Source organism: Nonomuraea muscovyensis, from assembly GCF_014207745.1.
GTDB classification, from domain to species: domain Bacteria; phylum Actinomycetota; class Actinomycetes; order Streptosporangiales; family Streptosporangiaceae; genus Nonomuraea; species Nonomuraea muscovyensis.
Genome location: NZ_JACHJB010000001.1, coordinates 3,117,638 through 3,130,867, shown reverse-complemented (window position 1 = coordinate 3,130,867; position 13,230 = coordinate 3,117,638). Strand labels below are relative to the sequence as shown.

Annotated in this window: 11 protein-coding genes; 4 read left to right on the top strand and 7 right to left on the bottom strand. The window is 71.3% G+C overall.

Going from position 1 to position 13,230, the window contains the following annotated elements; translation table 11 throughout:
- The first annotated feature begins 1 nt into the window (after position 1).
- The gene (locus FHU36_RS14880) at positions 2-1,030 is read left to right on the top strand and encodes an EamA family transporter (protein WP_185084260.1); all 1,029 of its coding nucleotides are present in this window, start codon (positions 2-4) and stop codon (positions 1,028-1,030) included.
- Here the strand turns inward: FHU36_RS14880 and hisC are convergent.
- Positions 1,002-2,060, bottom strand: a complete 1,059-nt coding sequence (gene hisC / locus FHU36_RS14875; protein WP_185084259.1) for a histidinol-phosphate transaminase — start codon at positions 2,058-2,060, stop codon at positions 1,002-1,004. The genes FHU36_RS14880 and hisC overlap by 29 nt on opposite strands.
- 139 nt (positions 2,061-2,199) lie before the next feature.
- Here hisC and FHU36_RS14870 point away from each other — a divergent pair, with 139 nt between their 5' ends.
- Positions 2,200-2,466, top strand: coding sequence for a DUF4143 domain-containing protein (locus FHU36_RS14870; RefSeq protein WP_185084835.1), 267 nt, complete (start codon positions 2,200-2,202; stop codon positions 2,464-2,466).
- On the opposite strand, the gene FHU36_RS14865 is transcribed toward FHU36_RS14870, so the two are convergent.
- The 5 genes from FHU36_RS14865 to FHU36_RS14845 all read right to left on the bottom strand — a co-directional run bounded on the left by FHU36_RS14865 (position 2,456) and on the right by FHU36_RS14845 (position 9,115).
- Positions 2,456-3,121 carry an NUDIX hydrolase gene (locus FHU36_RS14865; RefSeq protein WP_185084258.1) on the bottom strand — a complete coding sequence of 222 codons (666 nt, stop codon included), beginning with the start codon at positions 3,119-3,121 and terminating at the stop codon, positions 2,456-2,458. The two genes, FHU36_RS14870 and FHU36_RS14865, sit on opposite strands and share 11 nt — an antisense overlap.
- 30 nt (positions 3,122-3,151) lie before the next feature.
- Entirely contained in the window at positions 3,152-4,945 is a 1,794-nt protein-coding gene (locus tag FHU36_RS14860; protein WP_185084257.1) for a DUF4434 domain-containing protein, read from the bottom strand.
- 43 nt (positions 4,946-4,988) lie between these two features.
- A complete protein-coding gene (locus FHU36_RS14855) occupies positions 4,989-6,080 on the bottom strand; it encodes a glycosyltransferase (protein WP_185084256.1) in 1,092 nt (363 codons plus the stop codon).
- 19 nt (positions 6,081-6,099) lie between these two features.
- Entirely contained in the window at positions 6,100-7,362 is a 1,263-nt protein-coding gene (locus FHU36_RS14850; protein WP_185084255.1) for a nucleotide sugar dehydrogenase, read from the bottom strand.
- 115 nt (positions 7,363-7,477) lie between these two features.
- A complete protein-coding gene (locus FHU36_RS14845; RefSeq protein WP_246502047.1) occupies positions 7,478-9,115 on the bottom strand; it encodes a glycosyltransferase family 4 protein in 1,638 nt (545 codons plus the stop codon).
- 137 nt (positions 9,116-9,252) lie between these two features.
- On the opposite strand from FHU36_RS14845, the gene wecB reads away from it, so the two are divergent.
- Both wecB and FHU36_RS14835 read left to right on the top strand, forming a co-directional pair.
- Positions 9,253-10,383: a non-hydrolyzing UDP-N-acetylglucosamine 2-epimerase gene (wecB, locus tag FHU36_RS14840; protein WP_185084254.1), complete on the top strand. Its 1,131-nt coding sequence runs from the start codon at positions 9,253-9,255 to the stop codon at positions 10,381-10,383.
- Between the two features lie 67 nt (positions 10,384-10,450).
- A complete protein-coding gene (locus tag FHU36_RS14835; protein ID WP_185084253.1) occupies positions 10,451-12,487 on the top strand; it encodes a glycosyltransferase family protein in 2,037 nt (678 codons plus the stop codon).
- A 45-nt stretch (positions 12,488-12,532) separates the two neighbouring features.
- On the opposite strand, the gene FHU36_RS14830 is transcribed toward FHU36_RS14835, so the two are convergent.
- A complete protein-coding gene (locus FHU36_RS14830; protein ID WP_185084252.1) occupies positions 12,533-13,213 on the bottom strand; it encodes a hypothetical protein in 681 nt (226 codons plus the stop codon).
- Positions 13,214-13,230: the final 17 nt, after the last annotated feature.

Below are 13,230 nucleotides of genomic sequence, written 5' to 3'. Positions count from 1 at the left end.
CATGCACCAAAACACTGCTGACCGCCGCTCGTCGCTCCTGGTCTGGGGCGCGCTGGCCGTCGTCTACGTGGTGTGGGGATCGACCTACCTCGGCATCGCCGTGGCCGTCGAGTCCATCCCGCCCCTGCTCAGCGGAGCCATGCGGTTCGTCGTGGCCGGACTGCTGCTGGGCGGGTTCCTCCTGGCGCGGGGCGGGGTCGCGGCCTTCCGGATGACCAGGAGGCAGTTCTTCGGAGCGGCCGTCGTGGGACTGCTGCTGCTCACGTTCGGCAACGGCATGGTGGCCGTGTCGGAGCAGTACATCTCCACCGGCCTCGCGGCGCTCCTCGTGGCGTCGGTGCCGCTGTGGCTCGTGGTCTTCCGGATCATGGTGCGCGACCGGCCCAAGCTGCTCACCCTGGCGGGCGTGCTGGTCGGGTTCGCCGGGGTGGCGGCGCTGTCGCTGAGCGGAGCCCAGGCGGGCAGCACGTTCGGGATCGTGGTGATCCTCTTCGGGTCACTGTCGTGGTCGGTCGGGTCCTTCATGTCGAGCCGGATCGCGATGCCCGCCAACCCGTTCGCCGCCAGCACGGTCGAGATGCTCGTCGGCGGCGTCGGCCTGACCGTGCTCGGCACGGGCGTGGGCGAGCGGGTGGACCTGGCGGCGATCACCGGGCGGTCGTGGACGGCGCTCGCCTACCTGGTCGTCGTGGGCTCGCTCATCGGGTTCACGGCGTTCTCGTGGCTGCTCGGCCACGCGCCCATCTCGCTCATCTCGACCTACGCCTACGTCAACCCGGTGGTGGCCGTCGTCCTGGGCGCACTCGTGCTGAACGAGCAGGTCACCGGGCAGATCCTCGTCGGCGGCCTGGTCATCCTCGTCGGCGTCGCCCTGGTCATCTCGATCGAACGCGGCGGCTCACCCCGCTCCGGCGAGGACCCCGGCAAGCCCGGTGACGGCAAGCCCGGCGACGAGAGCGCCGAAGCGGACCGGGTCGCGCCCCGCGACGACCCGTCCCACGTCAGCGGCGGAAGGCCGCCGCGGCCCTGAGGAAGGTGTCGTTGGCCTCCGCGTCGCCGATGGACACCCGGGCGCCCTCGCCCGCGAACGGCCGGACCGCCACGCCCTCCTCGGCGCAGGCCGCCGCGAAGTCGAGCGTGCGGTCGCCGAGGCGGAGCCAGACGAAGTTGGCCTCGGTCGGCGGGACGGCCCAGCCCTGGGCGATGAGCGCCTCGCGGACGCGGGTGCGCTCCTTGACCACGCGGTCCACCCGCTCCAGCAACTCGTCCTCGGCGCGCAGGGACGCGACGGCGGCGACCTGGGCGAGGTGGTTGACGGCGAACGGGATGATCGTCTTGCGGATGGCCGCCGCCACCGGCTCGTGCCCGATCAGGTAGCCGACCCGCAGCCCCGCCAGCCCGTACGCCTTGGAGAAGGTGCGTAGCACGCAGACGTTCGGCCGGTCGCGGTAGAGGGTGAGCCCGTCGGGGACGTCCTCGTCGCGGACGTACTCGCGGTAGGCCTCGTCCAGCACCACCAGCACGTCGCCGGGCACCCGGTCGAGGAAGCGCTCCAACTCGGCCCGGCGGATCGAGGTGCCGGTCGGGTTGTTGGGGTTGCACACGAACACCATGCGGGTCCGCTCGGTGACCGCCTCCGCCATGGCGTCGAGGTCGTGGTCCTCACCGGCGAGCGGCACCCGCACGGACGTCGCCCCGGACAGGTCGGCCAGCAGCGGGTAGGCCTCGAACGAACGCCAGGCGTAGACCACCTCGGCGCCCGGCTCGCCGACGGCCTCGAACAACTGCTGGGCCACGGTCACCGAGCCCGCGCCGAGCGCGATGTGCGAGACGGGCACGCCGTACCGCTCGGCGATGGCCTCGGTCAGCCCGATCGCGCCCGGGTCGGGGTAGCGGTGGATCTGACGGGCCCCCTCGGCGATCGCCTCGACCACCGACGGCAGCGGGTCGTAGGGCGACTCGTTGGAGGAGAGCTTGAAGGACCGGCCGTCGGCGGCGGCCACGGCCTTACCTGGCTTGTAAGCCGGCATGGTGTCCAGAATGGCGCGGAAACGAGGCATGCCCACACTCTAGGAGCATCGCCTGCCTGGGGGCACCACCCCCGTCCCTCATCCCGCTGCTGGACTAATGACGAGCTCCCGTTGGACGAGGTGACGAGTCACGTCGAGACGGACGAACTGACGAGCGGAGCCCTTCAAGATCTACTACTTCCGCGATCGCAACGGGCGAGAGATCGACTTCGTGCTGGAACACTCCGACGGCCGCATAGCCGGCATCGAGGTCGTCGCCAGCGCATCCCCTTCGGTCAAGGACGCGACGCACCTGCGATGGCTGCGCGAGGCGTTGGGCGATCGCTTCGTCGCCGGTGTCGTCCTCCACCTGGGTGCCCACAGCGTTTCCCTGGGTGACAACCTTCACATGCTCCCCTTGTCAGCCCTGTGGGGCCATGCCCGGCTCACTCCTTGAGCGAGCGGAGCATCGGAGGGTGGAGGAGTTCGGCGGGGCCGCGGCGGTAGAGCTTGGCGGGGCGGCCGCCGTCGCGGGTGGTGGTGGCGCCCGTCTCCACCAAGAAGCCCTCGGCCTTGGTGACCTTGCGGTGGAAGTTGCGTGGGTCCAGCGGGCGGTCCCAGACGATCTCGTACACCCTGCGCAGGTCGGCGACCGTGAACTCCGGAGGGCAGAAGGCGGCCCCCAGCGAGGTGTACTCGAGCTTGGCCCGGGCCCGTTCGATGCCGTCGAGCATGATGCGCCGGTGGTCGAAGGCCATGACCGTGAGGTCGCCGGCCGGCTGCCAGCTCATGTGGGCCTTCTCCGAGGCCGGCAGGTCGGGGGCGAGGCCGAGGTAGGCGACGCTGACGACGCGCTGGCGCGGGTCGCGGTCGGGGTAGCCGTAGGTCTGGAGCTGCTCCAGGTGCACCGGCGCGCCGGGGAGGCCGGCCCGTTCGGCCAGGATGCGGTGGGCGGCGGCGGGCAGGTCCTCGTCGAGCTGCACGAACCCGCCGGGCAGCGACCAGCGGCGCAGGAACGGCGGGTTGTCGCGGCGCCAGACGAGCGCGCACAGCGCGTGGGAACGGACGGTCAGCACGACCAGGTCGACGCTGACCGGGACGCTCGGGACCATGCCAGGCACGTTACACGCCGCGGCGGCCGGTCACGTGGTGAGCCGGACGCGGAGGGGTTCGGTGGTCTCCTGGCCCGAGGGGAGCCGGACGCCGATCCGCACCCACTCGCCGGCCGGCACCTGCCCCCAGTCGAACGGCACCCAGGCCGTCTGCATGCCTTCGGGCAGCTCCTCCAGCGGGTCCTCGTCCAGCCAGCCCGTGGTGGCGATGACCATCTCGGTGGCGCCGTCCTGCCAGGTCACGGTGACGGTGCCGTCCTTGAGGTGGTAGCCGCGCACCTCGACGCCGTCGCGGGCGTCGCGCCCGCGCCGGATGGCGTCGACCGCGATGGGGCGGTCCCAGTCCTTCATGACCTCCTGCTCCAGCGAAGGCGAGCCGCAGGTCATGAAGTCGCTCCACATGTACGAGACGATCTTCTGGACGTACCGGCCGGCCATGGTGACGGCCTGGTCGAGGCGCTTCTTGTCGGTCTTGCCGCGGGTGCCCTGGGCGGCGCACGGCTTGTCGCCGGACGGCTCGAACGACTCGACGTTGGCCCACAGCTCCACCTCGTGGCCGGCCCGCAGCATCTCGTCGCGGGCCAGCGCCATCTCGCGGTAGTAGTCGCGGGTGGAGCCGTGGTAGGCGGTGCCGTACGTGGTCTCGCCGACGACGGGGCGCAGGCGTTCGTCCACCTCGTCGTCGCGCTGGTCGGGCCAGAACAGGCCGACCTTGCCGGTGCCGCGGCTGTCCTGCGGCGCGATGATGCCGACGCCGGTCTTGACGAGCGCCTTGAAGCCCTCGGCGACCTGGGCGGGCGTCTGGCCGAACGCGACCCGCCTGCGCGCGTCGAGGTAGGGGCTGATCAGGATGGGCTTGCCGGGCAGCTCCTGCTCCACGATGCGGTGCTGCTGGCTGTAGACCTCCAGGGTGGGGTTGCCGGCCAGGGAGGCGGCCATCTGCACCTCGAACGGCTGGTAGACGCCGCCGAGGGAGGTGCGGTCGGCGAAGCGCGCGCCGTAGTCCTGCAGGATGCGGCGGGTCAGCGTGGTGAGCGTGCCGATGTGGTCGGGATTGGCCCTGATGGGCGTCTTGGGGTCGCGCGGGGCCAGCGGGAGCGCGGGGAAGACCCGGATGCCGAACCGGTCGCCGAGGGAGAGCAGCTCGGTGAGGCTGTCGTCGGCCGCGCCCGCGATGATGATCAGGTCGTACGGTTTGGGCTTGGTGAAGTCGCAGGTGGCGTCGTCGGAGCCGTCCATGGGCGCGAGCACCCGGTAGTAGACGCGCTTGCCCCCCGGGACCGAGCGCTCCACCTCGGAGCAGCGGAACAGGTCGGGGCCGAACGCCTGGTCGGTGCGGTAGACGTAGGTGCGGGCGACCCGGTTGCCCGGGTGGGCCCGTCTGAGGTCGCGCTCCGCCGCGTCGTGGCAGGACAGGCCGTCCTCCACGCAGTCCTTGTAGAGCGAGTCGCGGGTGCCGTCCTTGGCCAGGACACGGCCCTCGTCGTCGACGGCGCGGTACTGCAGGCCGTAGCCGATCCGGATGACCGTGTCGCCGCCGACGCTGTGGATCTCCTGGAGCTGCTTGCGCCAGGTGCACCGGTTGGACTGCGGCGTGATCCAGTAGCCGGTGACGGCGTACGGGTACTTCTCGGCGGTCTCGTAGGTGCCGCACACGTCGGTGAACTCGGGCACCTGCGGGGTGGGCTCGGTGGCGGTGGGCGTGGGGGTGGGCGCGGCCTGCCGGCTGACCCGCGCGGGCGGCGGGTCGTCGGGGAGGACCACGATGACGGCCGCCACGGCTGCCAGGACGGCCGCACCCAGCAGCACGAAGAGCCAGCGCACGTTGAGGAACCTACCGCTCTTGGGATCTGCGGAACGTAAGCCGCTAGAACTTCACGACTCCGGCCCAGGCTTCGAGCTGGGTGACGAACCGCCTGGCCGAGTTGGGCCAGTGGTGGTTGGCGCGGGCCGACGCGTAGCCGCGCGCGCCCTGCGCCCGCCGCTCGCGAACGTCGTCGCGCAGGGTGAGCACGGCCTGCGCCACGGCCTTGGGGTCCTCCCATGGCACCACGACGCCGCTGGAGTACCGCTCGACCAGCTCGACCGCGCGGGGCGACGGCGTGGTGATCACGGGGATGCCGTGCGCCATGTACTCCACGATCTTGGTCGGCATCGAGTGCCGGTAGTTCGGCTCGTCGTGCAGCAGGGACAGGCCGGCCAGCGCCCCGTCGAGCCGCTTGAGCGCCTCGTCGTTCGGCATGAAGTCGCGCCACTCCAGCAGGCCCTCGGTGACGGCCTGGTTGAGCAGCGGGCGGCTCTGCGGGTCGGCGTAGCCGATCAGCTCCACGGCCACCCGGTACGGCTGGAGCAGCCGGGCGACCTCGATCGCCTCCATGACGCCGCGCGCCCGGGACAGCCAGCCGAGGTAGACCACCCGGTCGTCGCCGGGCGGGGTGACCGAGTCGGGGACCCAGGTCTCGTTCGGCACGATGAGGTGGGCGTGCTTGAACCTGCCCGCGTAGGCGGTCTCCGCCAGCAGCAGGTGCATCTTGCGCTCGGCGGTGCTCTCCAGCATCCGGGCGAGGAAGCGCACGGGCGGGCGCAGCAGCGAGGGCAGCCACGGCTTGAGCGACAGCGTCGCCGGGGTGTCCTCGTGGACGTCCCAGACCACGGGCGGGCTGTTGCGCACGCCCCAGACGGCGAACAGCAACTCCGGGTCGTGCACCAGTACGAGGTCGACCTTGCCGCGCATCCTCTTGAACAGCCTGCGGGCCGCCCAGACGGCCGCCACCCGCTTGCGCTGGGCGGCCCTGGGCAGGTCGACGCCGGTGACCCACGGCCGGGGCACCACGCCGTGGGCCGTGAAGGACGCCGCATACGTGACCTCATGACCGGCATCCACGAGGGCGCGGATCTGCCGGTGCAGGATCCTCGCGTCCTCGGGGTTATGCACCACCGTCATGACGAGCACGTGCACTGCGCGCAGCCCTCCGTCGCTACAGCCGCTCGATGCGTTCACCCTCGGCGAGCACGCCGCGGGTGTCGAGCACGAGCTTGGCCTTCGCCTCGACCATGTCCAGGTCGAACGCGGCGTGTTGCTGCAACAGCAGCGTCACGTCGGCGCCGACCACGGCCGCGGCCAGGTCATCTTCACGCGGCACGGGTGTGCCGTCGACCGCCCACTCCTTGACGTACGGGTCGGCGAACGACAGGTCCGCGCCCAGTTCCAGCAGCGCACGCGCCACGGGGAGGGCCGGCGTCTCGCGCTCGTCGGCGATGTCCGGTTTGTAGGTGACGCCGAGCATAACCACTTTGGCGCCGTTCACGGGCTTCTTATGCCGGTTCAGCAGTCGCTGGACGCGGGCCACCACGTAGGACGGCATCCGCTCGTTGATCTCCTGGGCCAGCTCCACGAACCTGAACGGGTAGCCGAGCTTGCGCACCGTGTAGGACAGGTACGACGGGTCGACGGGGATGCAGTGCCCGCCGACGCCCGGACCGGGCAGGAACTTCTGGAAGCCGAACGGCTTGGTGGCCGCCGCCTCGATCGACTCCCACAGGTTGATCCCCAGCTCGTCACAGAAGATCGCCATCTCGTTGACGAGCGCGATGTTGACGTGCCGGTAGGTGTTCTCCAGCAGCTTGGCCATCTCGGCCTCGCGGGTGCCGCTGACGGGCACGACCTGCTCGATGAACTGCCCGTAGAAGGCGGCCGCCCGGTCGCGGCAGGTCATGGTGTAGCCGCCGACGACCTTGGGCGTGTTGCGCAGGCCGAACTTGGGGTTGCCCGGGTCGATGCGCTCGGGTGAGAAGGCGAGATGGAAGTCCTCGCCGGCGACCAGACCGGAGGTCTCCAGCAGCGGGCGGGCCACCTCGTCGGTGGTGCCCGGCCAGGTGGTCGATTCGAGCACGACGAGCGTGCCCTTGGCGAGGTTGCGGGCCACGCTCTTGGTGGCGCCCTCGACCGCGGACAGGTCGGGGCGGTGGTCCTCGTCGAGCGGGGTGGGCACGCAGATGACGATCGTGTTGCTCCGGGACAGCACGGACTCGTCGAGCGTGGCGCTGAAGCCGTTGGCCAGCATGTGCTCGAGGTCGGCGTCGGACAGGTCATCGATGTAGGACTGCCCGGCGTTGAGCGCCTCGACCTTCGCGCGGTCGACGTCCACGCCGACGACCTTCAGCCCGGCGGCCACCGCCTCCTTGGCGAGCGGCATGCCGACGTACCCCAGGCCGATGACAGCCAGGTCGATTCCTGTCACAGCAGTGCCTTTGAAACCGGGAAACAACACTTCATGGTCGCAAAGGTTATCTCAAGTCCACCTAGCTCATGCCTAATGCGACCGAACCTGTCAGAACAGACAGCCCACATCATGGTCATCGTTCGGTAAGGGTCTGGTAGAGAGACCGGTAGGTCTGGGCCACGCGGCTCCAGGTGCGCTTGGCCGCAACCTCGGCCCTGCCCGCCTCGCCCATCTCGGCGCGCCTGGCGGGGTCGTCCCTGAGCCCGGCGATGGCCTTGGCCAGCTCCGCCGGGTCGCCGGGCGGCACCAGCAGCCCGGCGCCGTCGGAGCCCACGAGCTCCGACAGGGCGGGCAGGTCGCTGAGCACGACGGGCTTGCCGAGCGCCATCGCCTCGACCGGCTTGAGCGGCGTGACGAGCCGGCACACCCGCAGGTCCTCGCGGGGGCAGGCGAAGATGTCGATCGCCTCCTGCGCCTGCAGGGCCTCGTCGGGACCGACCCGGCCCGGCAGGATCGCGCTGGTCAGCGCCAGCTCCTCGACGAGCTCCAGCAGGTTGGCGCGCTCGCTGCCGTCGCCCACGATGAGCACCCGCACCGGAGCGCCCTGGTCGCGCAGCAGCGCCGCGGCCCGCAGCAGCGTCGCGAAGCCCTCGTAGGCCACGATGCTGGAGACCGAGCCGACCACGATCTCGTCGTCGCCGATGCCCATGGCCCGCCGGAACGAGGCGCCGTCGTAGTGGGCCGACAGCAGCGTGTCGTCCACCGCGTTGGGCGCCAGGAAGATCCGCTCGCGCGGCACTCCGCGCTCGACGATCTCGGTGGCCATCGTCTCGGCCAGCGTGACGACCGCGTCGGCCTCGCGCATGAGGAACGCCTCACGCTCGCGCTGGAGCACGTGCCGCTCGCTGCCGACCCGGACGGGGTCGCGCGAGGCCCAGGTCTCCTCCAGGAAGCCGCGCACCTCGTAGACGAAGGGGGTGCCGGTCCGGTCGCGCACGGCGTGGGCCACGGAGCCGTTGCGGTGGTCGGTGGCGGCGTGCAGGACCTGGGGCCGCAGCTCGGCGACGAGTCGGGTGACCGCGTCGGCGCCCTTGACCATGCGCCCGCGCATCTCGAACGGCATCTCCTCGCGGCCCTCGGGCAGCAGCCGGTGGTAGGGGATGCCGTCGATCTCCTCGTGCGGCGTGACGTCGGCGAACCCCTGGAACAGCGGCCAGCCCCAGCTCGTCACCACGTGCGGGTCGAGCCCCGCGGCCTGCTGGGCGGTGACGATGCGGTGTGTGCGGACCGTGTAGCCGGCCTGCGTGTAGGGCAGCGCGTTGGTGACGCAGTGGAGCACCCGGCCCGGGACCCGCTCACCGATGGTCACCTTGGCGCCCGGCGGGATGGGGTCGGGACTGATCGCGGCCAGCTCGCCCCGGTAGTAGGCGGCCCGGCGCTTGACGAACGGGTACTTGGTGTGCGCCTCCAGCACCTCGGCGGCCATGCTGACCCGGCCCTCGTTCCAGTGCACCTTGGCCTCGTCCCACGGCGCCCTGATCACCCGCATGCCGAACTTGCGCACCGCGCGCCGGGCACGCCGGGCGGCCGGCCAGGCGACCCGGCCGACGACCGGGCGCAGCCGTGGCGGGAGGGCCTCGGCGGCGGCCTGCGCGACCCGTACGGGGTCGGACTTCATCTTCGTGTAGACGACCCGGGAGACGAGGATCGGATGCTGGACGAAGCCCTTCAGCAACCCGCCGACCCCGGCGCGCGCGGCCTTGGCAGACAACGGGGCCGACACCGGAGCCGACGACGGGGCCGACACCGGGGAGGAGTTGGAGGAGTCTGGACGACTGGCGTCGTTTACCACGCGGTGACCGTACCATAGGCAGCGTTTTTCCCCTTCCGCTATGAAAGGCGAGGTCAATGAGGGAGAACCCCCTGGTCCTGCACGTTCTGGGCGCTCGTCCCAATTTCGTGAAAGCGGCCCCGGTGGTGCGAGCACTCGGCGAGCTCGGCATGCGGCAGGGCATCATCCACACCGGTCAGCACTACGACGCGCTGATGTCCGACGTGTTCTTCGCCGACCTCGGCCTCCCAGAGCCGGTGGCCAACCTCGGGGTCGGGTCGGGCACGCACGCCAGGCAGACCGCCGCCCTGCTCGTCGGCCTGGAGGAGGTCGTGCTGGAGCAGGACCCCGACCTGGTGGTCGTCTACGGCGACGTCAACTCCACGCTGGCCGCCATCCTCGTCTGCGCCAAGCTGGGCGTGCGCACCGCGCACGTGGAGGCCGGGCTGCGCTCGTTCGACCGGGGCATGCCCGAGGAGGTCAACCGGATCGTCACGGACTCGCTGTCGGACCTACTGTTCGCCACCTCCCCCGACGCCCTGTCACACCTGGCGGCCGAGGGCGTGCCCGCCTCGAAGGTGCACCTGGTGGGCAACCCGATGATCGACAGCCTGTTCGCGGCCCTGCCGTCGCTGGACCCGGCTCCCGTCGTGGAGCGGCTGGGCCTGCCGGAGCGTTACGCCGTGGCGACGCTGCACCGGCCGGCGAACGTCGACACCCCCGAGGCCGCCCGGGAGCTGGTCTCGGCCGTGCTGGAGGTCTCGCGGCAGCTCCCGCTCGTGGTGCCGATCCACCCGAGAGGGCGCACCCGCCTGGCCGAGGCCGGGCTGGTCGACGGGCCGTCGGTGAAGGTCGTCGACCCGCTGGGCTACGTCGACTTCCTGTCGCTCGTCCGGGGTGCGGCGCTGGTCGTCACCGACTCGGGCGGCGTCCAGGAGGAGACGACCATGCTGGGCGTGCCGTGCCTGACCGTGCGGCCCAACACCGAGCGGCCCGTCACGATCACGCACGGCACCAACCGCCTGGTCACGCCGGCCCTGCTGCCGGCCGCCGCGGAGAAGGCGCTGTCCGACGGCGCCACGACGCCGTCGGGTGAGCTGCCCCCGCTGTGGGACGGCGCCGCCGGCCCGCGGATCGCCCGGGTGATCGCCGCCTGGCTGAAGGGGGACAACCTGTCTCCCGCGTCCCAGGGTGCGCGTTCCGAATAACTCCCTCATTTCGTACGGCCTCCCCCGTAACATGACATACCTCCGCTAAGCGATAGGGCGCATCACCATGGCCGAAACTCCCGAAGAACCCACCTACCAGCGGCTCGGCCCGGTCAACTGGCTCCCCGAGGAGCGGAAGGTCGTCGAGCGGTACGAGGCGGAACTCAGGGAGCTGCGGCGGCGGCTGGAGATCGCCGAGGCCAAGGCCGCCTACGCCGCCTGGAAGCTGGAGGCCACCCAGGCCAAGCGGACCTTCAAGCTGGGCGAGGCCATCGGCGCCAAGAAGCCCGGCAAGGTGCTGGAGGCCGTCCGGGCCAAGGAGCGGGCGCCCAAGCCGCCGAGGCCGGTCACCGAGGCCATCGAGGCGGCCAACAACCGGCCGCCCCTGGTCGAGGTGCCCGCGGTCAAGTGGCCGGCCGGGCCGGTCAACCGGCCGGACCTGCGCGTCGCGGTGATCCTCGACGACTTCTCGCGGATGGCGTTCCGCTACGAGTGGGAGCAGATCGAGTTCGGGCTCAAGGACTGGCCGGAGATCTTCGCCGAGAAGCGGCCCGACCTGCTGTTCTGCGAGTCGGCCTGGCACGGCAACCAGGGCCGCTGGCGCTACCAGATGACCGGCACCAACGCCCCCAAGGAGCCGCTGCGCGACCTGGTGGCCTGGTGCCGGGCCGAGGGCATCCCGACGGTCTTCTGGAACAAGGAGGACCCGCCCAACTTCGACTTCTTCATCGACACGGCCAGGCTGTTCGACTACGTCTTCACCTGCGACGGCGACATGGTGCCGAAGTACCGCGAGGTGCTGGGGCACGACCGGGTGGACGTGCTGCAGTTCGCCGCCCAGCCGCGCGTGCACAACCCGGTGCAGCGCAAGGAGGGGCGCCTGCACGACGTGGTCTTCGCGGGCATGTACTTCCGCGACAAGCATCCCGAGCGCCGCGAGCAGATGGAGGTCGTCCTCGACCCGGTCCGCGAGCTGGGCCTGCACATCTTCGCCCGCAACGGCGAGGTGGACGAGAAGTACGCCTGGCCGGAGAAGTACCGCCCGCACATCGTCGGCGAGCTGCCCTACGACCAGATGCTGGCCGCCTACCGGATGTACAAGGTCTTCCTCAACGTCAACTCGGTGCTCGACTCGCCGACCATGTGCGCCCGGCGCGTCTTCGAGCTGTCGGCCTGCTCGACCCCGGTCGTGTCCGGCTGGTCACGGGCGATCGAGGAGACGTTCGGCGAGCTGGTCCCCATCGCCCGCGAACCGGTCGAGTCGTACAACCAGGTGCTGCACCTGATCAACAGCCCCGAGCTGCGGGCCAGGATGGGCCACCTGGCGATGCGCGAGGTGTTCGACAAGCACCTGTTCTCCCACCGCGTGGACCAGATCCTGCACCTGCTCGGCCGGCCCGTGCAGCCGAGGTCGCGCTCGATCTCCGTGGTGCTGCCGACCAACCGCGCCTCCCAGATCGAGCACGCGATCTCCTCGGTCGCCAAGCAGATCCACCGGCCGCTGCAGCTCGTCATGGTGCTGCACGGCCTCGACATCGACCCCGTCGTGGTGGCCGACAAGGCCCGCATGGCGGGCATCACGGACGTCGTGGTGCTGCCCGCCGCGCCCGAGCTGTCGCTCGGCGCCTGCATGAACCTCGGCATCGCCGCCGCGGAGGGCGAGCTGATCGCCAAGATGGACGACGACAACCTCTACGGCGCGCACTACCTGTCGGACCTGGTCAGGGCCTTCGACTACACCGACGCGGAGCTGGTCGGCAAGGGCGCCCACTACTCCTACTTCGAGGGCGGCAACACCACCATGCTCCGCCTGCCGGGTCTGGAGCACCGCTACTCGTTCCTCGTGCAGGGCGGCACGTTCCTCGGCACGGCCGGCATGTTCCGCTCGTACGGCTTCGCCGACATCACCCGGGGCGAGGACACCCACCTGGTGCGCCGGCTGAAGGAGGACGGCGTCAAGATCTACTCGGCGGACCGGTTCAACTTCGTCTACTGGCGCAGCGCCGACGCCAGCATGCACACCTGGCAGGCCGACCACATCAAGCTGACCCGCAACGCCCAGTTCTCCTTCGTGGGCCGGCCGGACGACCACGTCCTGATCTAGTAGCGCCGCATCCGTCCTCCTCCCCGCCCGCGCGGGCGGGGACCCTCAGCCGGCGGCCTGGGCGAGCTTCCGGTCGGCGAGGCGGCCGAGCTCGAACAGGCCGGCCGGCTCCACCTTGCGGCCCACCACGAGCAGGCTCAGCACGACGTTGCCGCGCCGCAGCACCACGGAGCCCACCTGGGCGTTGTCGGCGCCGCCCGAGGCGGTCGTGAGGTAGGCGCGCGACTCGTCGCCGCGCTTCGGCATGTCCAGCTCGCGGGTGCGGTAGGTGACCTTGACGCCGTTGACCTGCGCCTCGTAGGTGGCGCACTGCCGCGGCAGCGGCTTGGGGAACGCGGGCGACGGCAGCGAGACCAGCGCCTGGGTGATCGAGCCGGTGCCCGAGGCGTAGGCGACGACGGCGGCGGGCGCGCCGGCCAGCGCGGGCTGGGTGGCGTCGAGCTGGGCGGCGCCCGCGCACTCCGGGCGCTCCAGCTTGGCCTGCTTGGCGGCCTCCAGGCCCTGCCTGGTCGCCTGCAGCGAGCCGAACGCGCCCGTCTCGGGGCCGTGCACGACCCGCATGCCGTCCGGGGCGGGCAGCAGGGCGGCCCGCAGCCGCCCCGTGTCCGCCTGCGAGGCGGCGCGGGCGCCCGGGGAGCCCGGGACGCTGGGCGTGGCGGACGCCGGGGCCGGGTTCGCCGGCGCCGGGGCGGCCTGGCCGGAGGAGCAACCGGCCAGCAGGGTCATGCCGGCGCATACTCCGG

Bases quoted from the DNA above. Each gene is read 5' to 3' on its own strand.
- FHU36_RS14880 (WP_185084260.1), top strand. From the start codon at position 2: ATGCACCAAAACACTGCTGACCGCCGCTCGTCGCTCCTGGTCTGGGGC.
- hisC (WP_185084259.1), bottom strand. From the start codon at position 2,060: ATGCCTCGTTTCCGCGCCATTCTGGACACCATGCCGGCTTACAAGCCA.
- FHU36_RS14865 (WP_185084258.1), bottom strand. From the start codon at position 3,121: ATGGTCCCGAGCGTCCCGGTCAGCGTCGACCTGGTCGTGCTGACCGTC.
- wecB (WP_185084254.1), top strand. From the start codon at position 9,253: ATGAGGGAGAACCCCCTGGTCCTGCACGTTCTGGGCGCTCGTCCCAAT.
- FHU36_RS14835 (WP_185084253.1), top strand. From the start codon at position 10,451: ATGGCCGAAACTCCCGAAGAACCCACCTACCAGCGGCTCGGCCCGGTC.
- FHU36_RS14830 (WP_185084252.1), bottom strand. From the start codon at position 13,213: ATGACCCTGCTGGCCGGTTGCTCCTCCGGCCAGGCCGCCCCGGCGCCG.